We start from the raw sequence: 21,933 nt of genomic DNA on the forward strand, positions 1-21,933 counted from the left end.
CAGCGCTGGCGCGATCACTGCCGATGTATCCGGCAGCAGCTACGCCCACCCTGCGATCCCCCCTCGTCGCCACCGAAACAGACGATGGATGCACCACTACCGGGCAGGCACCGTTCGTGACCGACACCCGGGCACAGAAACCTGTCACCTTCCTCGTGGATGCCACCGACGGTCGAGGCGTCCACGCGAACCGAATCTCACACACCCTCGACCGCCACACCCGAGAATGCGGATGGACCCTTGCCCACAGCAGACCAGATCATTGCACCGGTCGCCCTCCTCCGCTCACAACTCACCCACACCAACTGGACAGGGCCCTCCCCAAGCCAACTTCGCACAACAGCCGACGCAACACGACGCCGCGATCCGGCACCGCAACGCCACTCCAGCGTCCGCGAAGCAGGGGCGAGCCGCGCTCGCACAGATTCGGATCCGGTCCGTAAACCATCGTCATGGACGCAACCCTCAGTCGGCAAGCGCACCCGATCCAGGCGGCTCGAACACTGGCTCGGGGGCCCACCTTCAGCACGCGCCACCGTTCAGGTCCCCTGCGCGGCCGCATCCACCGATGCAGGGTGTGCGTGATTTACCGGGTTCGCCGGTTTGCGCACGAAGGCGCATGCGGCGATCAGCACGAATGAGAGGATCCCGGCGACAAGAAAGACCATTCGCACCCCCTCGGCGATGGCGTCCGGTGAATCGTGAGGGTGACCGGATCGTGAGGCAACGACCGTCATTACAGTGACGAACAGTGCCGTACCGGCGGCGCCGGCCACCTGCTGGAACGTGCCCACCACTGCGGAGCCGTGCGCGTACAGGTGAGCGGCCACCGATCCCAATCCCGACGTCATCAGCGGTGTGAAGGTCGCCGCCAGGCCGAGGCACAGTGCCATGTTCGACAACAGCAGCCACCACAATGAGGTGGACGTGTTCAACGTCGTCAGCATCCACACTCCGATGCTGACGAGGATCGAGCCGGGGATGACCAGCACGAGAGGACCGCGCCGGTCGTAGACGCGGCCCACGATCGGACCCGCCAGACCCATCAGAAGGCCGCCGGGCAGTGTGATGAGACCGGTTTCGAACGGATCGAGGTGAATCACCGACTGCGCGAAGTAGGGAACGATGATGAAGGTGCCCATCATCGTTGCCATGCCGACCAGCATCGCGACGACCGAGATGCTGAACTGGCGGTATCCGAACACACGCAGGTCCAGCAGGGCCCGGTCCTCGCGTTGCAGCCGGAACTGTCGGGCGAGAAACCCGGACATCGCGGCCGCACCGATGAGGAACGGCACCCACACGGGGATCGTCGGGGATTCCTGGGCCGATTCGCCGATGCTCACCAGGCCGTACACCAGGCCACCGAATCCGAGTACCGCCAGGGGGATCGACAGAATGTCGATGCGGGCCTTCGTCGTCTCGGACACCGAAACAACGAATCGGGCGCCGAGGACCAATGTGACCAACGCGATGGGGGCAACGAATCCGAAGATCCAACGCCACCCGAGGTGGTCGAGGATGAAACCGGACAGGGTGGGGCCGAGAGCAGGCGCAACCGCGATGACAATGGAGATGTTGCCCATCATCGCACCACGACGGGCGGGCGGCACCAGCGTCATGATCGTCGTCATCAGCAGCGGCAGCATGAGGGCTGTCCCGGATGCTTGCACGATGCGGGCGAACAGCAGCACACCGAAGCCGGGTGCGGCGAACGCAATCAGCGTTCCCGCCGTGAACAGCGACATGGCGAGCACGAACAAGGTGCGCGTAGGGATGCGCTGGATGAGATAGCCGGTGAGCGGGATGATCACCGCCATCGTGAGCATGAATGCGGTCGTCAGCCACTGCCCGACGCTGGGATGTACGCCCAATTCGACCTGAAGGACCGGGATGGCGATGCTCATCACCGTCTCGTTGAGGATCACCACGAAGCTGGCTACCAACAGGACACCGATCACCTGGAGGTGTCGGCGTTCGATTCGGTCGTCGGCTCTTGCCTCGTCGTTCACGAGGCCAGTAGGTTCGGTCACGGTGGACCTTTCGGGTGGTGGGAACTGGGGACATCCCGGCGAACGACGGAACAGAAGCAGGGCAGCCACCGAATCTACCGACCCCCAGTTCCGCCGCCAAATGTTTTTTCCGTGCTCACTTCGGGCGACGCGGCGCGCCGGCCGCACAGCTCGGCGGACGGTGAGATTGGTGGGCCCGCTCGCTGGTCTTCGCTGCATAATTGAACGGCGCCAGCATCTCCTTTCCATGCGCACCAAGATCATTCGCGCTTCCTCGCCTCGGAGCTCCTACTACTCACGGCCTCGGGGCGGCGTCTGAATAGCCACGGGCCACACTCAGCGCGACGACAACGGCGCTCGCGACGTCCGACCCTCCCTACACCTGTGGGTGCGGCACCGGTCGATCCCGCCCGACGACTGCTCCGGGATGGGGCCACCGCACCGGCGTCCGTTGCCGAACTCTCAGGTCTCCACGGCGGACACGTCGACGTCGGCACCACCGGAGGCCAGTACGAGTCGCCGCTCCCCAAACTAATCGGTGACCTGAGGCGGGCCTACGGCGAGGTGACCGTCCGGATCAGGGAGTACCGGTCCGAGACCGACGTAGCCACGGCAGTGCGCGACGGAACCGTCGAGCTGGGGTTCGGCTTCCTCGAACCGGCCGACTCCGGAGAGCCCGCCGACCGCCGCGACCTCGACACCCACAACCTGGGCACCGATGAACTGTGCGTTGCCCTTCCCCGTGAGATCGCCGAGGGTCTCCCCGACCCCCTGCCATTCGACCAGATTCACGACCTACCGGTGATCGCGGTGACCGGCGGCGCGCTAGGGCGGGTCGCGGTGGAGTCCGCGTTACGCCGCGCATCACGGCGGACAACGCTCGGTGTCGTCACAGCGCATCGCCAAGCGAGCGTACCGCTGGTCGCCGCCGGTGCCGGAATGGCGTGGGTGCCCAGGGCAGTCGTCGACAATGCCGGCGAGTCGGGTGTCGTTGCCCGCGCCATGGACCCGCCGTTGATCCTCCCTGTAGGGGTCATGTATCGGCCAGGGGTGCTCTCCCCCGCTGCCCGCGCGCTCCTCGCGGCGGCACTATGGCGGCGTAACCAGCAGGATCGGGCCCGGCAACACCGCTGCGGGAGAGTCCAGCGTCCCCCGGCGCGGGCGTTGATCCGCTGGATCCTCTTCGTGATCCCTGCCGGTCAGTGGGCGACTAATGTTTCCGCCGCAGGGTGTTGGGCCTGCTTACGCGCGCCCAATATCGTGCGCCGATGTAGTTCAATGGCAGAACATCAGCTTCCCAAGCTGAATACGCGGGTTCGATTCCCGTCCTCGCCTCTCTCTCTCCATCCATCCATCCACTCCATCCAAGCTATGCGGACCTACCCTCCAGAACGACCCCGGTCGAGTGGAGACGTCGTTCAGGCCACCTCCGGGATGGAGGTAGCGATGGGGCACTGTCCACGGCGGCGCGTCTCGTAGTCGATCGGCGACAAGTGGTCGATCGATGAGAGCAATCGGTCCGCGTTGAACCAGCGGACCCACTCCCGGTCATACTGCTGGAGGGCGCGATGACTTCTCCGTACAGGACGCCCGATCGGCACCCACGATCGAGTGGTACAACTTCTAGGGCCACCACCTCTACCCTTCTCGACCCTGGCGAGCTTGAAGCCGAGAAAGTTGATCAGCCGTCGACATGGAACACGCGCCGACCGTGGTCGGCTGAACGGCGCAACGCGGCCTGGATGGCGGCGGTGCCACCGATTCCGCCGGCGAGGACGAGGAACAGTAGGGCGACATTGAGGTTCACGGGACAGGCCCTCCTCGGGGTGGACCAATATGGGTCCGGGTGCGGATCATTATGTGGTATAGCATAATTCGCGCATCCGGCATAGCTCGGCAACGAGGGCGAAGAGGTGACGCTGTCGTCAGCGAAGATCGCGGCGGGTAGGAACTTTGATCTCCGCGATACTGATCGACCCGGCACCGGCGAGGGTCGACGCTGCCCTGTGGTCGGATGTCGTACTCATGGTGGACGATTCCCGCCTTCGTCTAGAATCAGTTGGTTGGCTCCGAGTGCAATCGGTCAGATCACGGACGAACATGCAGTCATCCCACGAGAAGACCGCGGGTCATCGCCGCCGTTACACCCTCACCAGAACAACGTGCCCACCCACGAACGCGGGAACGGCGACGGACCGGCGAAACTGTGAGCCGCTCTGCCCGCCATCGACCGATCCGTCCAGCACCCACACTACGACCTCCGGAGCACCTACTCCCCCAATAGCATTCCAGTGAATCCTGCTATTGCTCTAGATTTCGTGCCAATGAATCTCTGCCGCACGTCGCCGACATACGGGCCACGCCGTACCGAAACTCAAACTATGAAGAATCGACCGATGCGGTCTGCCCTTCGCGCCGCAGGGTGCGCGTACGCGGACACCTACCGCAGGGGACCACCGGACTGGTGACCTCGTCGGTGTCGGCGCAACGTGCCCCGACGACGGTGCAGAGCCCAACGGTTGACCGGCCGAGTCGTTCTCTCATTTATTTCACTACCGCCGTCGTCACGGATGCCTGCCCAAGCGGGGCCGCCAGACGCTGGCGCAACTTCACTTCGTGGGCGTCGTCCTTGGACCTCAGAGGTTTGCCGGTCTTGGCCACCCGACGGCCGGCAACAGTCAGCATCGGTCGTGGAATCCCGATCCCCATTACCGGCACGCCTGTCAGGAAGTTCTCCTTGAAGAGAAACATCGAGGCGTCGGACACTTCGTCGTGGGTGAGCGCCGAGGCCACCCACCCGACTTCTGCTCCGATGGCATCCGCGTCTAGAATCGGGCTGCGATAGCCCCCCGCTGTCTTCGCTAGAAGCCAACGCAGAACAGCGTCACGAACCGCCCACTGACGATCGGTAGCTGCACTCACATTTCAGTCCTCCAGATAGATGCCACTAACGCTGCCCTGCACCATAGCCATCGGCAGGAAATACGCAAGCTTCGTGAAATTTACTGCGCGCCTTGCACCTCGGAAGCTCTGACTGCCACTGCAGGAAAATCGGGGTGCACGCTACTGAGACGTAGAGCATCTCCAATAGGAGGTACAACCCGGTGACGATGCTCCAACCGACCCCGCCGTCACGACCCGCCTGTACTTGAGCCGCCCCATATCGGCCGCTGAACTGGACTTATTTCTTTTGTTGGGTATGGTCGAAGCCAGTTCGCGGTTGCCGATTCGGAAAGGACCGACAATGGCTGACAAATCCGCCGTCAAGAGTTCGAAACAGTCTGCACGTACCCTCAAGGAGCGCCGAGCGGAGAAGCGAGAGAGGGCCCTCGAGTCGACCCAATTCGACCGAAAGCGTAAGAGCTGAAGGATAACTGACATCAACACACCACGCCACCCTCTTCACTGCCTGAGGATTGACGATATTGCCCGGGAATACAGCCAAAAAGCCTGACCCGCGCCCACAGCAGAAGGAGCAGCCCGGAAGAGACCGGCTCGGCGTGACGATATCACCGCTGCACTCTTCCGATTTCCTATAGGAGCGAACAAGACTCACACGACCCTGACAAGTTCAATGGAGACACGCCATAAGTTCTCGGTTCGCCCTGCGTGTGACCACCTGATCGGGGGGCCAACTTCCGGCCTCTGGCATGTCGTCCCGGCCGCTCCCGGCCGGGACGACATGTTTCCCAAGAAGTCAGGCTGAGCGAGACAAGAGCAACTCACACAACATCCGGCGAGATCACTGTCTCCTGTGCCGACCCTCAGGGTCGGCACAGCAGTGCCGGACCGTCGAGAAACTATGAAACAGAAATGAATCGTCCGGGACTCGTCACCCGACGGCCTGACCCGACCTCACTGTCGTCGAGGAAACGCCAGGCAACGTTGCGGGTCATCCTGCTGCCGTTGGATATCGCCGAAAGCGCCGACCCGGTCCCGGTTCCCGCGGTCGACTATGTCGAACCGTTCCTGCCTGCCCGCATCAGCGCCCCCACCACCACCGGAGACGATGGACCCCACGCACAGTTGCTGGCGTTCCGACACATCGTCGACCGCAGCAGTCCACCGATAACCTTCGGCATCGCACTCGATAACCAGCGCGCGCCTGACAGCCCGCAACGCCCGTACGTCGGCCCACCGGCAACGTGCCTGTCACTGTGGGAGGTTCCTGGCAACGGACTCGTATTGGCCTGCGAGGAACTTGCCCCCGACCGCACCGGCGGTCTGATCGACCGACATCATGACCCGCTCCGCGGCGACGGTAGCCCCGAATTCTGGACCGCCATCGAAGCATTTCTTCGACCCTTCGGACTGACGCCCGAGGCGAGCCCGATCGACGTATTCCCGCGACTGGACACCCGACTGCCCAGATCCGAGGTCTACCGACGGCTGCGCAGCCTGACAATGCACAGCCCTCCCCGGACCGATCGCGACACCGTCGAGGGCCTGGTCATCGAGGTCCACACCGACGGGGTCGATACGGTACGGCGACTGGTCGACGAACCGAGCACCACACCCTGCACGGAAGCCGCGTCCCCCTCCTACCGTGGACTATTACGCTGGCACCGGGCCCCGCTCACCGACAGGCCGTGGCGTCCGGGGTCAGGGATCGCGATTCGCGAGGACGCCCGCGTCCTCGCCGTCGACCTCGGCGCCACCGCTACCAGTCCCGACTACCTCGATCGGGGCACCCGTAACATGCTCTACGGCCTCATCGGCTGGGTCGCCCTCCGCGCCCAGCACTCGGCGGACCACCGCCGCGTACTATCGCTCCTGCGCAACCGCCGCCACCTGTGCGAACGCGGCGGGCTCGCGGGCCTCGGCGACATCGCGGCGGCCCGCACACGGATGATCGAGACACGGCTTCTGCAAACACATCTCACCAGTGCACATCGATGCCCGCCACGGATCGCATCGACACACCTTCGATCAACGCTGGTCCACCGCACCGCCGACGAGATCGCTCTCCTACATACCGATCTCGGTAAGCTGTGTGACAGTGCTGAAAGCAGTCTCCTGCACCACGCTGCCGCCTCCGCCCGAGACCGGCGGTCCACGCTCGTTGCGGTCGCGGCCGCCGGTGCGCTGTTCGCGACGTCGCTTCACGCGGCCGGCGCGGCATCGCTGGAGGATTTACAGCGCTGGGGGCTCACCGTGGCGGTTGTCACCGCGATCGGCGCTGTCGCCCTACTCGAGGGTGTCGCACGTCGTCGCCCCTCCGGGACACTGACGATACCGAGACCGGTCTCGCCGCCGCTGGCCTCGCCCGCCGTGAAGCCTGTCAAGGATCTCGAACGTCGACGGCGCGAATCCATCTTCCCATTCGAGACGGACCTGTGGCGCACAGCTCCGCCTCGCCGCGAAATGACGCCTACTCTGCGAGAGTGCCTAGAGGCCAACAACCTTTCCGACTTCGGACCGTCCATCTCACCGCCGGTGATGGCGAGTCGGTCGTCCCGTCCAGAATCAGAATAGACCCGACCTTCAGGACACCTGCACGGGGCACGATGGCGACCGAGAGGTTCCGGCGCGACACTCGCGGCTGTTTCTTTCCGCCACGAGCAGGGACTGCCATTCGCAAACTGCTGCCATTTTCAACCGAGCGGCTCGGTGCGCCGGCCGGGCACTTATTCGGCCAGCACGGGCCAGCACTGCCGTCACCGATCTCCCGGAACCCGGACCGCGGGAATCAGCTCAGCGGGGACCTGAAGACACGGGCACGCCCCAAGCGCTCCCCTGCTCGCGATCGAGCACCGTGACCGCCTTGTTCTTCAGCCCGAAGATGTAGACCAGCAAGCTGACCCCGATCACTACCGTCACATAGAAGATGAACCAACCGACGTGACCGGCCGACTTTGACGCCTGGAAAAGCACCGGCGCCGTACCGCCGAAGATGGAGTTCGCGAGCGCATATCCCAGGCCCACACCCAAGGCACGGATGTCGGCGGGGAACAGCTCCGCCTTCACGATCGCGTTGATCGAGGTATACCCGGTGAGGATGACGTAGCCGACCGCGACCAGCGCGAACGCCATCAGCGGCGAGGTGGTCTGCGGAAGGAAGGTGAGCAGCACATAGGTGTAGAGGACACCACCCACACCGAAGAAGATCAGCAGCGGCTTGCGCCCGACGCGGTCGCTGACGAGGCCGCCGATCGGCTGCAGCAGCAACAGAAAGATCAACCCCAGCAGGTTGATCCACGTTGCCGTCAGCGCATTGTCGGCCCCGAAGGTGGATTTCACAATCGCCGGCGCGTTGACACTGTAGGTGTAGAACGCGACCGTGCCACCCGCGGTAATGAGGAACACCAGCAGCAGCGGACGCCAGTGTTTGGTGAACAACGCCGTCAAGGAACCCGCCGTCCGGTCCTCACCCGCACGGATGGCCTTCAGATGCGACTCGCTGAGCGACTCGTCCATCGAACGCCGAATCCACAGCACGACCAGTGCGGCTATGCCGCCGATGAAGAAGCCGATCCGCCATCCCCAATCCTCCAACGCCTCGACATCGAGAACGCTGAGCGCGATCAGGAGCGTGAACTGCGCGAGCACGTGGCCGCCCACGAGGGTCACGTACTGGAAAGACGACAAGAAGCCGCGCCGATTCGCGGTCGCCGCTTCGGACATGTACGTCGCCGAGGTGCCGTACTCCCCACCCGTGGCGAATCCCTGCACAAGCCGAGCGAGGACCAAAACCACCGCCGCCCAATACCCGATGATTTCGCGCGTCGGCATGACCGCCACCACGAAGGAGCACGATGACATGATGGTGATGCTGAGCATCAGGGCGGACTTGCGGCCACGACGGTCGGCGAACCGGCCGAAGAACCAGGACCCCACCGGTCGCATGACGAAGGTGACCGCGAAGATCGCGTATATGTAGAGCGTGGAGTTGGCGTCGTTCTCGTCGAAGAACTGCGCCTCGAAGTACGTGGCGAAGACCGTGTAGATGTACACGTCGTACCACTCGACGAGGTTTCCTGCCGAGCCCTTCATCGTGTTGAGCACCGCCCGCCGGGTGCTCGTCGGAGCGCGGGTTGGACTGGACGGAGTCGCGTCATCGCTCATCCGTAGACGATAACGGATCGACCTCCCACGCCTGGGCGAGTCGCCCTAGGGACGGTGTCAATTCGGTCCCGGTTCGTCACCACACAGTCAGGGCACCGGAAGGATCAGCGAACAACACCCGGCGCAAGCCCTGGCAGGCGGCGATCACGGTCGTCGACATAGACAGGAAGACTGTCCCACCTGAATCGGCAACTCTTCCCTGCGAAGCAGACGACGAATCTCAGCCCAATCTTCCACATCCTTCGTCTCCCCCGACTCGACTCGCGTCAAGCAGTGCGCAGGGGGTCAAAACTGAGAGTACGGCGCATTCAAGCGGTGGTCGCAACACTGTCGGTTCACGGTGCCAGAATCTCGGGCAGAACCTGTGCCGGTGTTCGCCAGTCGAGGATCTCGCGTGTCGGTTGTTCAGACACTCACAGCGTGTTCGTTCGTGCCGACCACGGACCCGCCCTGCACGTGTCGGGCGTGGCGCGGCGGGCGTTCATCGCCGTACCGTGCGGTTGTTCGACAGTGCTGCCCTCCTCCAAGGGACAGAGACCGGATGTCGGCCCAGGGACCGCCACATGGAATTTATCGCGGTAGCTGGCCGCGAAGTGGCGGTGCGCGGGTGGAGAGCACGCAGCGAAAACTCGACATTGCGGAACACCGTGCGGCGTGCCAGCGCCATCAGGACCGCCATGCCGGTCACGGCCATCCACATCGGCAGCGGGTAGAGAGCGAGACGTTCCCCAAGGCCGAAATGGAGCGCCTGTCCCAGCATGAGGCCGGCGCCGACCAGGCCCACGAGTGCGCACAGGGCCGACCACAAAGCGACCAGCCGCTTCTCGTGCCACATATGCCAGGCGATGAGCACGAGCACCACGTGGCGCGCCACGAAGCCCGGCAACACGGCCGACCAGTGGATGATCGTTCCATCGTTCGCCGGAAACAGTCCGGTGGCAGCGGTGCTGACCGCGATGATCACGGCAAGCGAGAGTATCCACTTCTTCTCCCGGCCACTTCTTATGTGCTGATGAAGAAACAACGCACCGAGGAGGGTGAGCACCCCGAGCGCGACGAACGTCGAATTCATGACGTCGTGCATGGGTGAGCAGGATCCGACTTCGCAGGTCGTCACGCCCAGGGAGCTGATCGAGTCCTGCGCGAAGCTGTAAGGCGTGCTCCACGCCGCCGCGGTGAACACCTCCGCCAACAAGTAGGCGAACGAAAGTACCCAGGCCGTGCCAGCTGCTGCGTGGCGAAGATTGTGGGTTCTCGGTGATGTTCCGGCGCGGTGTGGATTGCTGATGGTGCATTCTCTCCGTCGAACGAGATGTGTCGAGCGAGGCCGCAACGAACCGGCCCGGATGATAGCCGTAACTCTACTGCCCGACCCTGAGGATGCTGTCCGAAATGTCTGTATGTGGCCACAGGATGGCCTTGAATTCGAGATCCGGTCAGCCTCCGCTGTGTATCCAGTGGTAGTTGCCGGGGATCCGCTCTCGACTCGGCTCAGACATTCCCTTGTAGTCACCAACCCATCGGACACGGCATTTGTGCTGCTCGAGGCATCGCGGCGAGATCCACCCCGCAACTGACACCGGGTGAGAAGGCAAAGGGAAGCCGCCGGCACCTTCCCCGGCGTCAGCGGCTCCTCGTCCCTTCCGGGAACGCTACGCAATGTAGGTCTTACCCGGTCAGGGGCGACGGTGACGCCATATCGCCTCTCGGCAAGTGGTCGCTCGCAGCGACTTTTCTGGTGTGGTACCCGGGGTATGAGCGCCACCGTCATCTTCTTCAACAGCGGCCTTACCGGTGGTATTCCGACGCGGGCGTGTCCGCCGAGCGGACGGGCGTGCGAGGCCCCACCGTGGTCAGTGAGTGCCCTCCGCTGCGATCGGCCTCAGCAGGTCTGCGCCGTTGTTGCTGACGTTGTTGACGGCCTAGGACACTTCCCCATGTCGATCACCAGTACTGGCGCGCAATACCCTCAACCATTTGGTTGACCACATTCTTTGTCAGCCCCACCACCACCAGCGCGCCCCACGACAGCGAATGATCTCGCGAAGCTGCAGCCGGGGCGACGGTGTGAGGGCACCGTCTCTATCCGCGTTCACCTCTTCTGCGGCAGCGCCGGGCACGTCCTCGCCACTACTGCTGCGCGTTGGAGGGTGCAACAAAGGTTCGTCCATGGTCTGGGTTCAGCTCACAGTAGGGGCGGGGCTGCCGGGGTGGGGCAGCGTTGCGGTGAGTCCCGTGATCAAGATGTCGAGGCCGCGTTCGAGTTCCGCGGCGCCGTCGTACGACGCCAAGACGGGTGCGAGGCCGCGCAGGAGGGGGAAGTCTCCGATCGGCAGCCGGTGCAGGCCCAAGCGCAGCAGGTCGTCGTGCTCGTCGGGTTTTTCGACGATTTCCTGGAGCTCGTTGAGGACGTGACCGTGGAGGAAGCCGAACAAGGCCCGGTACACGTGCAAGGCATCAGTCGCGGTGAAACCTGCCCGGGTAAGCAGGGTGAGGATGTTCTCGAGCGGGCGCAGTGTTCCCAGGGGGCGCAGCCCAAGCGGGGTCGACAGGGGTCGTGTGACCAGGAGCGGGACCACGTGGGGATGGTCGAGCGCCAACCGGCGGAAGCCCCGGGCGACCTCCCGGAGTTGGGTTGCCCAGTCGCCGTCGTCGGTGTCGACCTCGAGTTGTTCGAGGACGCGCTCGACGACGGCGTCGACGAGCGCGGCCTTGTTCGGGGCGTGACGGTAGAGGGTCATCGGGTCGCGGCCCAGGGCTTTGCCGAGGCGACGCATGGACAGTGCGTCGATTCCGTCGCGGTCGATGATCTCGAGTGCAGCCGTCAGGATTCGCTGTCGGGTGATCGGGCCGCTGTCCGGAACCTGACCGTTGCCGGAGCGGGTCGTGCGATCAGCGGGGGCCTTGGCCATCAGAAACACTTCCTTCTTCGCTTTCAACTGTAGGCCTTTGCCGTAGGGCTTGGTAGTAGACCTACAGTGTTGACACATCGGATATTGGTGCCGGTGATCAGCGGCGTCGGGTCGACCTACTGACCCGGCCGTGAGGCCGCACCGGACGGGGCACCACCAGGTTCCGGACGGGGGCTCGTCGGGAACCTGAGCACACCATGGCCATCTCCGATATCAAGGACGACGCGGACGTCGAGGCACTCAGCGACGAACTCATTAGCATTCGCCGGGACGTCACCGAGTCGCTCGGCGAGGCCGACGCCGCCTACATCCGCCGCACCATCGGCCTCCAGCGGGTACTCGATGCCGCGGCCCGGTTGGTGATCCACGGCAGCAGGACCACCACCGGGTGGGTTCTCGGGACGACGGCTCTCGCGGTGGCCAAGAGCGTCGAGAACATGGAGATCGGCCACAACGTCTCCCACGGCCAATAGGACTGGATGAACGATCCCGAAATCCACTCCACCACCTGGGAATGGGACATGGCCGGCCTGTCATCACAGTGGCGCTACTCCCACAACTACCGCCACCACGTGTTCAGCAACGTCGTCGGAATGGACGAGGACCTCGGCTACGGGGTCATCCGCATCACCCGCGACCAACCCTGGAAACCGGAACATCTGCTGCAACCGCTGCGGAACCTGCTGCTGGCGGCCATGTTCGAATGGGGCATCGCCCTCCACGACCTGTATTCCGAGCAGACCCGGGCCGGCACCGCCGCCGAGAAATCCGCCCAGACCCGCGCGCTGCTCGGGAAGATTGCCCGCCAGACCGGCAAGGACTACCTGCTCTTCCCCGCCCTCAGCGGACGACGTTGGCGACGGACGCTGACGGCGAACCTGCTGCGGAACGTATGGGCGTACGTGGTGATCTTCTGCGGGCACTTCCCCGACGGCGCCGAGAAGTTCACCCTCGCCGAAATCGAGAACGAAACGCGGGCGGAATGGTATCTGCGGCAGATGCTCGGCGCGGCCAACTTCCGGGCCGGCCCGGTGCTGGCGTTCCTCAGCGGCAACCACTGCTACCAGATCGAGCATCACCTGTTCCCCGACCTCCCCAGCAACCGCTACGCGGAAATCTCCACCAAGGTGCAAGCACTGTGCGAGAAATACGACCTGCCATACACCACCGGCTCCCTGGCCGGGAAGTACCTGCAGACACTGCACACCATCCTCAAACTCGCACTGCCCGAACGGTTTCTGCGCGCGACCGTCGACGACGCCCCCGAGACGGCCTCCGAACTGAAATTCCGCACCGTGCGTGAGCCGATCGAATCGACCCCGGCTTCCCGCATCGGGCTCCGGACAGCCCTACGAGCCCTGCCCACTCACCGTCGCACCCGCCGACGGTCGACACCACCAACATCGGACGATCGCCATGCCTGACACCACACCTTCCCCGGCACACGCCGCCACCTCCTCGCCGGCGTCGCACGACAACTCGTCCTCTACCGCAGGACGGGTGGCCCAGAACAGCTTCTTCGAACGATTCGCCCGCGCAGGGTTCGTCGTGAGCGGCATCGTGCACCTGATCATCGGCTACATCGCGATCCGGCTCGCCCTCGGCGACGCAGCCGGCACCGCCGACCGAGCCCGATAAGGCCTCGGGACTCGACGGCGCCTTCAAAACCGTCAGCGCCCAACCCTACGGAGCGGCCCTCCTCATCGCGGCCGGCCTCGGCATCATCACCTACGGCCTCTACAGCTTCGCCATGGCCCGCTACGCCAAGATGTAGTCGGACACAGCCGCAGCAAGCCGGCGCGCGAGGCGCCTGCCGCGCTCGACAACCAGCCCGCCGCGAAGACCTTCGACGTGCCTTGTCACAGTCGCCGCTCCAAATTTGTGGAGTCTCGTCTCGGGTCGTCCCGACAGGTACGACGCGGCCTAGGTATGACTAGGTGAATGTCGGTGTTCTCTGAGCGTCTCGCCGACGACTCTGAAGAGTGAACCCGCCGCGCCGGCGGTGATGCGTGGCCGCCCGGGCCGCCTGGACCGCCTATGCAGCGAAAGGACTCTCCGTGCCAACTGACACCTCTGCGGTAGCCGGACGGGACCCTTCGGACAACGCGGACGCACTGTTACTGTCCGCCGCGGCAACACTCCTGGCCAAACAGTATGGTTGCAGCCAGGACGCCGCCTTTGATGCTCTCCTCGACATTGCCCGCCGCAACCACGCCAGCGTAGCCAACGCAGCCGAGCACGTCCTGTCCCGGCAATCGACCGTTGACGGCCGGAGAGAGCAGCAGGAACCCCGCCTTGCGGCCCGTCCGCGCCGTGCGGGTCCCACGACGCCGGCGGTGTTCAAATGAACAAGATGCCGCATTCGCCGCCCCTCGACGATCCCGCCACGCGCAGGGACAACGTCCCCCGCGATTCCGGTGACTGGCAGGCGCGTGCCGCGTGCCTTGGAAACGATTGGGCAGTGTTCTTCTCACCCGACGCCGAACGCGGCCACGCCCGCGACCGGCGCGAAGCGCAGGCCCGGCAGATCTGCCTGCCCTGCCCCGTGCTCGAGCAGTGCCGCGATCACGCGCTCGCTGTGGGTGAACCCTATGGTGTGTGGGGTGGTATGACGGAAGCGGACCGACGAAGGCACACCAAGCGACTCCGCCGCGGTGAGCGCCGACCACTCGGTTCCCAGCACCCGCGGCCCGTGAGCGCCGGTCCCGCCAATGCGACGGTCGACATTGACTCTTCAGCGACCGACCGTTCGCAGACCGGTGGGGCGTTGAGGGGTCGCCCCACCGGCACGATCACGGTGTTCTAGCTCAGACAGCCGGGATCTCCGCCTGCGTTGAAGTGTCGCACTTCCCCTTTCAGCCGGAATCGGTTCCGAAGCGGGATTGAGCCATACCGTGGTCACAGACGGTGACGTCGCCGAACTCTGATCGAAGGCACAGCGGCGGGCTGAAGGTTTGAGACACGGTTCGACGAGACCGATCCAGCGACGGGTTCAAGCTAAGCAAGCGAAACCGGTCACGAACCTTCGAGAGCCGACAATCAACCCGGAGGATGCCGGTGAAGTCCCGTCCGGCACCCAGCTAGAAGTCGACCCCGTGGCCATCGAGCCACCGCGCGGGGGTGAACCACGGTGTATCGAGGTGATACTCCTTGTCGAGTGCGTCCAATATCGAATGCGCGTCCGCCCCCCGGTAACTTTCATACATCCGAACATTGAGTCCTGAACGCTTTTTCACAGCATCGAACATGATGCCGTGGCGGAATAACACCGTCGCGGAAGGACAAACTACGATATTGCCACCGCGGTCGGCCGCCTCTCCGTCCACAACGTCCACGCACAACACCATGCGGGGATCTGTCGAGAGCACAACGAGCAGCAGATCCAGATCATGGGGGTTCGTTACCCCGTGCCATGGCCTTCTCCCCTCCCCACCGCCGGCCACTACACAGTCGAGGGCCCGCCGCCACGGCCGCCCTTCGACGATATGCAAGCGGCCACCGGACCTCAGAGGCGGAAGCGGACAGTCCCCCGCCGACCCGGATTCGGAGTGGTGCGTCGTTCCGTGTTCGGTCGTCATACTCCCGGCGTGCCCGTGGGCATCCGTTCCGAAACATCGGAATTCCCCCGCTGGCCGGCTCCGCGAAGGCCTCCACTGAGCCCCGTCCCCACCCTCGCCGTGAACTTCTTCGCGTCGCCGCGCCCGTACGATTCCGTTCGCGGCGAGTCGGAAGCTATCGAATGCGAGTCACCATCTCTGGGGACCCAAGTCACGCTGCCCGCGGCTGATCTGGGGGGCGGCGGATATCGCGCTCCCAGGCCCCGACTACTCCCAACACCCGCCATGGATGCGAGGGGGATCCGTAGGGATACGACGTACTTTCCGCCAAAAATTCCGCCCGATTTGTCATTCTTTGTGCATACAGTGGAGTAGAGTATTTCGACCGAGGCGGGCATTGCCTACTGGACGTGGAGTGGGCGCATAAGAGGGACAAAGGCATTGAAATGGCGCGCCAAACCACTGCAAAACCAATCGCCGTCGGATTGGCCACAGCGTTGTGCAAGATTCGCGACGTGGCTTGAAACCGATCTTGACGCTCAGATCCGCATCGGCAAGCTGGCCTCCAGCGTCGACAGCGTCCGACGGCCGGCCGGTGGTCGACTCAGATCTTGGTCCTCCATCGCATCCCGCCAGCGATCCTCGGCGGTCGCTGGCAGTCCTTCGTCGATGGCCGGTTCCTGAGAGTCGACATCTCCCCTTCCGGGACCCAATCCATCGCCATACCGACAACCGCGCTCGGCGATGTCGATACCGGGATGTGGATCGGTTGCGTCGCTAGTACCTGCTATTGGCGATAGATCTCCACATGGGCGTTGGTGATCACGCCGACATTCAACGAGGGGGCACCCCAATTCGTGCCGCAAGCCCCGGTGGCCTGACCTGTCGGCACAAATGAGCGAGTGGACTGGCTGAAGGGCCCTACCGCATAGAACGGAAAGGCGTTGGGAATGCCGTGAAGGCCCCAACAGTCGACGATCAGCGCGTACTCCCTACCAGCGGGCGCACCGGTGTCGTGGCAGGTTGCCGTCGCACTGAAGGCATCCCGCTGGATGACGCAAGCTTGGGGGTCCGCATGGGCGGTGCCGGACCCGATGATCGCTGCGACGGCAAGCCCCGATACGAGGGCGGCCGTGACGCGTGCTGCAGCGACGATTGCTCTCTTCATGGAGATCCTTTCAGTAGCAATATGTCTGGTTCCGGGCAGTCCCGGTGGCCCGTCCGATGACCGACAGCCCGCTCATCGTGCAAGGTGATACAACGTTGCTGTTCTTGTACGAATCCACTGGGCCCGGACGAGGGTCGATGCGAAGAGTGACTACGGATATGCCACGGATGTTGTCCGGCGTCGAGTGGCCGGATTCGGAAGGTCTAGGGCCGAGGAGCGAGCAGGCGTCGTTGACCATCGACCTCGCTGCCGACTGCACCCGGCCCCGTTCAGAAAACTTTCAGCATCCCAGGCGACCAAATCGGTGACGATTCCAGACGAACCCATCGTTCTCGCTCCTTGTGGTCGTTATCTAGTCTTGGCACCTTGATCGTCCGGACCGACTGGTCTGTTACGTTTTCGAATTCCTCAGCCGAGCACGGGCGCGGAATGCACACGTCGGCGAGCAAGCCGTAGGACCGGTGTGATTGTGACGACCTGGACCACGGTGTTCAGTCCCGGTTGCCGATCCATGACCGGACGAATTCGGGAGCGGGTCATGGCAGAGGGCGCTGGCCGCTCCCGATTCGTTGCTTCCGCACAACTGAACTCATTCTCCGAAATCCCTGCCAACCCCCGCACCGTGTAGATGCACTATTGCGGTGCGGGCGGATGCCTACTGCCCTCAGTAGTCTGCGAGTTCGATGACGAGTGGAATGCCGGTGTCGAACCAATAGCGGTGCAGATCCTTGATCTTGGCCCGGGAGGGTCGCCCGCGAAGATGCAGCCGGCACTCGCCGAAGTCAATGAGGTGAACCGTCTCGCAGATCGCGTCTCTTGCCTGCTGCAGTTCGGTCGGGTCGCTGATCTCTCGCGCGACGCCAGCAAATGTTCGGCGTCGCAGTCGCAGGTGAACCTTCGGGTTGCCGCGGATGTTCCACACCCAGGATGAAACGGCCAGAGGTCGCTCGATAGCCAGGGTGGGTGGGCGAAGCATCACCACGTACACCTTGTCTTGGCGCCGGATGGCGCGAACGTAGTTGCGGCGCTGCTTGCCGCTCTTGCGCCCCGTGGTGGTGAGGACTCCGTGCCCGGGTGGTGTCGAGACAGCGAAGACCCACAGCATGATCTTGCTCAGGATGCGTCCGCCCCTGGCCGATTGCAGCAGCTGCCTGTGCTTCGGTGCTTGGCTTGTGGCCGCGTCCCGGATGGCGGCGGCACAGACGGTCACCGCCTTGTCACCCGATGCGGAACCGTTACTTGGGGCTTCTGCCATCTTGAGCCTTCTCGTGTCTCCGCGCAGTCAGTACTGACCAGCATCGCAGATCGTCCTTGCCGCTCGCAGCTAATACGTGCGCGAGCCGGACGACCCACGGACTGGTACGTCTGAGGACGTTCGTGCTCATCGCGAACCGGTCAACGATGCAGTTACCGTTCCGGTTGGCAAAGCGATGTGGTGGACTCGATGCACTTCGAGGCGGCTGACAACTACGGTGAGGCGCGGCCGCAGATGTGATTCAGCCCGCCTGTTTCAGGTCGCCGTAATAAGTGTGCGCCTTGGCAGCGAGCAACCACAGCGGGTCTTCGGTGCCCTCGCGGGCATAGCCCTTGTCCCGGCCGTCTTCGAGGTACTGGGTCCGCACCCAATCCTCCATCGCCTCCGGCGACTGGTCCGGTAGTCGATAGATGACTGCGAGTGCGCCTTTGAGCTGGTCGTCATCGATGGTCATCGCTTGACGCTGTTTACGGAGCCACAACGCCTTCTTGCTCTCACCAGCGCGATGCAGTGAGGTTAGCGATTCTCACTTCCACTTCGAGCAGGAGTGGGCAAACGTTCGATCCGACAAGCTCGGCGCATGTGAAGATTCGTTCATGCGTACCGAGGATCACGACGAGCCCGCAGGTCACAGTCGACCGACGGCTGACGATGGGCCGTTCACGTTGACGGTCGATGGCGAGGTTTTCACTGTGAGACTACGTCCAGAGGAACCAGGCGCCTGCGACTACGACTGGGAATCCGGACCGAACAAAGGGTACGGATTCTCCAGCTTTCAACGCGTGGCCTATTCCGGTATTCAAGACCGAGCGAACACTCCGTCGGCCGCGCTCCAGCCGAACACGATTGACGAGCATCGCGAATCGATCCGCGACTTCCTCGGCCAGATCAATCCCGAGACCGGTTACATCGGCGACTAAGACTCCGCGCACCGTGGCACGCATCCCGCCCCCGCCCGCCGATCCGCCACCGCTCCGACAAGCGACGCGTCCGGACCGCTCACCGACCGTGGCCGCTGGTCGGTGCGGGGCTGTGCGGCGATCCGATCATCTGGCCCGACCCCAGCCCCGGCTCGCCGACTGGTGGGACCGAGTACTCGGCCGGCCCGCGACCAGGACCCGCGGACCTGCTCGCATGTGTGGAATCCGTGCGGTCCTATGTCGGCTCGGCGGAAAGTACGGTCATCGCGGGCGCAGTGTGTTCTGCTGAGACCACACAGAAGCCGGGAGGTGCGGTGTGCGAGCTGGGTTCGGTGGTCTGGCGCCGATGAGCCCAACCGAGGCGATGTTCGTGCTCTTCGAGTCGCCGTCGCACCCGATGCACGTGGCCACCCTGACCCTGTTCGATCCCCCGGACGGCACAGCACCCGATGCCCACGCCTCCGACATGGTCGAGCGCCTGCGCGCCCACACCGAGGCCGGCGAATTGTTCCGCAAACGCCCTGTCCGCCGACTGCACGGGTATCCGTGGTGGCGGCTCGAGAAGCACGTCGATCTCGGATATCACGTGCGGCATACCGCCGTTCCCGGCGACGGCACCATGGCCGAATTGCTGTCGCTGGTCTCGCAGATGCACTCGATGCCGCTCGATCCGCAGCACCCGATGTGGGAGATGCACGTCATCGAGGGACTGACCGATGGGCGCACCGCTGTATACACGAAATTCCATCTGTCGCTGACCGACGGCGCCTCGGGGATGAGGCTGCTGCACCGCACGCTCTCGGTCGACCCGGACCTCCGGAACTCCCCCGCGCCGTGGAGCCCGTCGGTCGCGGCCCCCACTCGGTATTCCTCCCTCGACCCACGCGGGGTGCTGCGGTCTGGCCTGGGCATCCCGCGGGAGATGGCGGCCGCCTTTCCCACCCTGGTCCGTGCCGGCTACCACGGACTGACCGAAGAGCGCCTGACGTTGCCGCTGCAGTCCCCGCCGACGATCTTCAACGCCCCGACCGGCCGTGCCCGCAAGGTCGCCGCCCGGTCCTGGCCCCTGAAACAACTGCGCCGGCTCTCCGCCTGTACCGGTGCCCCGTTGGATGTGGTCGTGTTGACCCTGTGCGCGGGCGCGCTCCGCGCATATCTGCTCGAGCAGTACGCACTCCCCGAGGCTTCGTTGACCGCGATGCTCCCCGTCCCGCTCGACCTCGGCGAGGACCCCACCATCGGGCCGGGCGGCAACCGAGGGGTCGGGGCAATGGTGGTGTCCCTGGCCACCGACGAAGACGACCCCCTTGCCCGCCTGGCACGGATCGCCGACTCCGTAGCCCATACCAGCGGGATTGTCGCGGCCCTGAGCCGTACCCAATTTCAACTGGTCAGTGCCATGACGTTGAGTCCGATCATGCTCGACCCGATCCGCCAGGTCCTCGACGACATCCCGCCACCGTTCAACGTGATGATCTCCTACACCCCGGGGCCGACCCGCCCGCGGTACTGGAACGGCGCCCACCTCGACGCCGTCTACCCAATCCCGACCCTCGCGCGTGGCCAGGCGTTGAGCATCACCCTCACCAGCCGATCCGGGCAGCTGCACGTCGCGGTCGTCGGTGACCGGACGGCGGTCCCTCATCTGCATCGGATCATCGGCCACCTCGATACCGCCTTGACCGACCTCGCCACCGCGGCCCGCACAACCCCGCGGTGACACTGGGGACGGCTCGCCGGCACGCATTCGTTTGGGGCATCCGGCCACCGCCCATTGCCTCCGAGGGGTAGGGGGAGCAGTGTGAAACACAGACAAATGACCGGCGACGCCGCGTCGGCGCCGCCCTGAGAAGAAGGGTGCCGATCGTGTTCGCACGCTCAACCACAATTCAAGCGCATCCGTCGTACATCGACGCCGGGATCAAGCACGTACGCGACACCGTGATGCCCGCGCTGGCGGACGTAGAGGGCTGCCTCGGAATGTCTCTGCTCATCGATCGCGGCACGGGCCGGTGCATTGCGACCAGTTCGTGGCGGGACGAGGAATCGCTACGCGCCAGCGAGGGGCAGGTACTGAAGCTACGTGACGTCGCAGCCGAGGTCTTCCACGGCACCACCGAGGTGTCGCGGTGGGACATCGCTGTCATGCATCGCGACCACCATTCGGACCGCGGGGCCTATTGCCGCGTCACGTGGGTCAAGACCGAGTCGGCCCATATGGACCGCGCCGTCGACGTGTGGAAGATGGCAGCACTGCCCAAGATGGAGGAACTCGACGGCTTCTGCAGCGCCAGTCTGATGCTCGACCACGCCGCGGGTCGCGGGGTGTCGTCGCTGACATTCGACAGCTCCGAGGCAATGGAACGGAACAGGGAACGCATCGACCGCATCCGGGACGAATGGGTTCGCGAGTCGAACGCCGAGGTACTCGATACATGCGAGTTCGAACTCGCCATCGCGCACCTGCACGTCCCCGAGATGGCGTGAACTGTCGAACTGCCGGAGGGAATCCCACACTGCAACCATTAGCACTCACCCGCAGCTCGTCAGTGCCACAACCGAACTGATGTCCAGGAGACCACTGCCGAGCAGCGGGTGAAGCTGTCGAGATCACGGCAACACGGCACCTCACCCAGCCGTCGGCACCCTCGCCGCGGTGACCCGCATTCGCGTCACCCCGGCGGTGGCATCACAGTGTCCCGCCGCGCCCAAGGCGCCACGCACACCCCGGCCCAGGCTTACCCTGGGCCGGAACTGCTGCACCCAATCCCCTCCCCCGCGAGAATCGTCAAGTCAGGTGCCGCCGGGATACCTCGGACCCATAGCGGGCACCGCTGACGCCGGACAATCGCCCACCACATGATCCCGAAGGCCATGATCCCCACAGGCTCATGGCCTTCGCCGCAGGTTGGCCACGGAATCCATCAGCGCAATGTTGCAACTCACGCCACCGGCATCTGCGCCTGAGCATCATGGAAGGCCCGCTCGAGCTCAGCTGAGATCCGGCCGCGCAGGGACACCTCGTGACCCGCCCCGATCGCCCA

At 64.4% G+C, this 21,933-nt stretch carries 18 protein-coding genes and 2 pseudogenes; 8 read left to right on the plus strand and 12 right to left on the minus strand.

The annotated features are described in order from the left end of the window. Positions 1-539: 539 nt before the first annotated feature. From QM693_RS22410 to QM693_RS22425, 4 genes are all read right to left on the minus strand, one after another. Positions 540-2,033, minus strand: a complete 1,494-nt coding sequence (locus tag QM693_RS22410) for an MDR family MFS transporter (RefSeq protein ID WP_283353466.1) — start codon at positions 2,031-2,033, stop codon at positions 540-542. 510 nt (positions 2,034-2,543) lie between these two features. Continuing rightward, positions 2,544-2,804, minus strand: coding sequence for a hypothetical protein (locus tag QM693_RS22415; protein ID WP_283331606.1), 261 nt, complete (start codon positions 2,802-2,804; stop codon positions 2,544-2,546). A gap of 889 nt (positions 2,805-3,693) precedes the next feature. Beyond that, complete coding sequence (locus QM693_RS22420; RefSeq protein WP_283331631.1) at positions 3,694-3,819, minus strand: hypothetical protein; 126 nt, start codon at positions 3,817-3,819, stop codon at positions 3,694-3,696. 737 nt (positions 3,820-4,556) lie between these two features. Further along, positions 4,557-4,934 (minus strand): serine recombinase, encoded by a 378-nt coding sequence (locus QM693_RS22425; protein WP_283353467.1) that lies wholly within the window; start codon positions 4,932-4,934, stop codon positions 4,557-4,559. An 891-nt stretch (positions 4,935-5,825) separates the two neighbouring features. On the opposite strand from QM693_RS22425, the gene QM693_RS22430 reads away from it, so the two are divergent. Then, positions 5,826-7,487, plus strand: coding sequence for a hypothetical protein (locus QM693_RS22430; RefSeq protein WP_283353468.1), 1,662 nt, complete (start codon positions 5,826-5,828; stop codon positions 7,485-7,487). A 219-nt stretch (positions 7,488-7,706) separates the two neighbouring features. Here the strand turns inward: QM693_RS22430 and QM693_RS22435 are convergent, their stop codons facing one another. The 3 genes from QM693_RS22435 to QM693_RS22445 all read right to left on the minus strand — a co-directional run bounded on the left by QM693_RS22435 (position 7,707) and on the right by QM693_RS22445 (position 11,989). Next, positions 7,707-9,077: an MFS transporter gene (locus QM693_RS22435; RefSeq protein ID WP_283331634.1), complete on the minus strand. Its 1,371-nt coding sequence runs from the start codon at positions 9,075-9,077 to the stop codon at positions 7,707-7,709. A 481-nt stretch (positions 9,078-9,558) separates the two neighbouring features. Continuing rightward, on the minus strand, positions 9,559-10,272 hold the full coding sequence (locus QM693_RS22440; protein ID WP_283353469.1) for a DUF998 domain-containing protein: 714 nt from the start codon (positions 10,270-10,272) through the stop codon (positions 9,559-9,561). A 985-nt stretch (positions 10,273-11,257) separates the two neighbouring features. Further along, a complete protein-coding gene (locus QM693_RS22445) occupies positions 11,258-11,989 on the minus strand; it encodes a TetR/AcrR family transcriptional regulator (RefSeq protein ID WP_283331960.1) in 732 nt (243 codons plus the stop codon). A 197-nt stretch (positions 11,990-12,186) separates the two neighbouring features. On the opposite strand from QM693_RS22445, the pseudogene QM693_RS22450 reads away from it, so the two are divergent. The 4 genes and pseudogenes from QM693_RS22450 (at position 12,187) to QM693_RS22465 (ending at position 14,795) form a co-directional block, all read left to right on the plus strand. Beyond that, positions 12,187-13,413: pseudogene (locus QM693_RS22450) on the plus strand (fatty acid desaturase family protein). Continuing rightward, a complete protein-coding gene (locus QM693_RS22455; RefSeq protein WP_283353470.1) occupies positions 13,406-13,627 on the plus strand; it encodes a DUF1206 domain-containing protein in 222 nt (73 codons plus the stop codon). The pseudogene QM693_RS22450 and the gene QM693_RS22455 overlap by 8 nt, the downstream one beginning before the upstream one ends. A 49-nt stretch (positions 13,628-13,676) precedes the next feature. Continuing rightward, a pseudogene (locus QM693_RS22460) lies at positions 13,677-13,763 on the plus strand (DUF1206 domain-containing protein); the annotation flags it as partial. Between the two features lie 579 nt (positions 13,764-14,342). Beyond that, positions 14,343-14,795, plus strand: coding sequence for a WhiB family transcriptional regulator (locus QM693_RS22465; protein ID WP_283353498.1), 453 nt, complete (start codon positions 14,343-14,345; stop codon positions 14,793-14,795). A 274-nt stretch (positions 14,796-15,069) separates the two neighbouring features. Here QM693_RS22465 and QM693_RS22470 read toward each other — a convergent pair whose 3' ends face one another. From QM693_RS22470 to QM693_RS22485, 4 genes are all read right to left on the minus strand, one after another. Further along, a complete protein-coding gene (locus tag QM693_RS22470) occupies positions 15,070-15,324 on the minus strand; it encodes a hypothetical protein (protein ID WP_283331638.1) in 255 nt (84 codons plus the stop codon). A 1,009-nt stretch (positions 15,325-16,333) separates the two neighbouring features. Next, on the minus strand, positions 16,334-16,714 hold the full coding sequence (locus QM693_RS22475; RefSeq protein ID WP_283331639.1) for a hypothetical protein: 381 nt from the start codon (positions 16,712-16,714) through the stop codon (positions 16,334-16,336). 664 nt (positions 16,715-17,378) lie between these two features. After that, positions 17,379-17,969, minus strand: a complete 591-nt coding sequence (locus QM693_RS22480) for a nitroreductase family deazaflavin-dependent oxidoreductase (protein ID WP_283331640.1) — start codon at positions 17,967-17,969, stop codon at positions 17,379-17,381. A 241-nt stretch (positions 17,970-18,210) separates the two neighbouring features. Further along, positions 18,211-18,423: a hypothetical protein gene (locus QM693_RS22485; RefSeq protein ID WP_280782263.1), complete on the minus strand. Its 213-nt coding sequence runs from the start codon at positions 18,421-18,423 to the stop codon at positions 18,211-18,213. A gap of 142 nt (positions 18,424-18,565) precedes the next feature. Here QM693_RS22485 and QM693_RS22490 point away from each other — a divergent pair, with 142 nt between their 5' ends. The 3 genes from QM693_RS22490 (at position 18,566) to QM693_RS22500 (ending at position 21,376) form a co-directional block, all read left to right on the plus strand. Next, positions 18,566-18,889, plus strand: coding sequence for a hypothetical protein (locus tag QM693_RS22490; protein ID WP_280782264.1), 324 nt, complete (start codon positions 18,566-18,568; stop codon positions 18,887-18,889). A gap of 346 nt (positions 18,890-19,235) precedes the next feature. After that, positions 19,236-20,609 carry a wax ester/triacylglycerol synthase family O-acyltransferase gene (locus QM693_RS22495; protein ID WP_283353471.1) on the plus strand — a complete coding sequence of 458 codons (1,374 nt, stop codon included), beginning with the start codon at positions 19,236-19,238 and terminating at the stop codon, positions 20,607-20,609. A 137-nt stretch (positions 20,610-20,746) separates the two neighbouring features. Next, positions 20,747-21,376: an antibiotic biosynthesis monooxygenase gene (locus QM693_RS22500; protein WP_283353472.1), complete on the plus strand. Its 630-nt coding sequence runs from the start codon at positions 20,747-20,749 to the stop codon at positions 21,374-21,376. A gap of 455 nt (positions 21,377-21,831) precedes the next feature. On the opposite strand, the gene QM693_RS37885 is transcribed toward QM693_RS22500, so the two are convergent. After that, positions 21,832-21,909 (minus strand): hypothetical protein, encoded by a 78-nt coding sequence (locus tag QM693_RS37885; protein WP_502942663.1) that lies wholly within the window; start codon positions 21,907-21,909, stop codon positions 21,832-21,834. Positions 21,910-21,933 lie beyond the last annotated feature (24 nt).

This window comes from Rhodococcus sp. IEGM 1305, assembly GCF_030058635.1.
In the GTDB taxonomy this organism is placed as follows: domain Bacteria; phylum Actinomycetota; class Actinomycetes; order Mycobacteriales; family Mycobacteriaceae; genus Rhodococcus_F; species Rhodococcus_F opacus_D.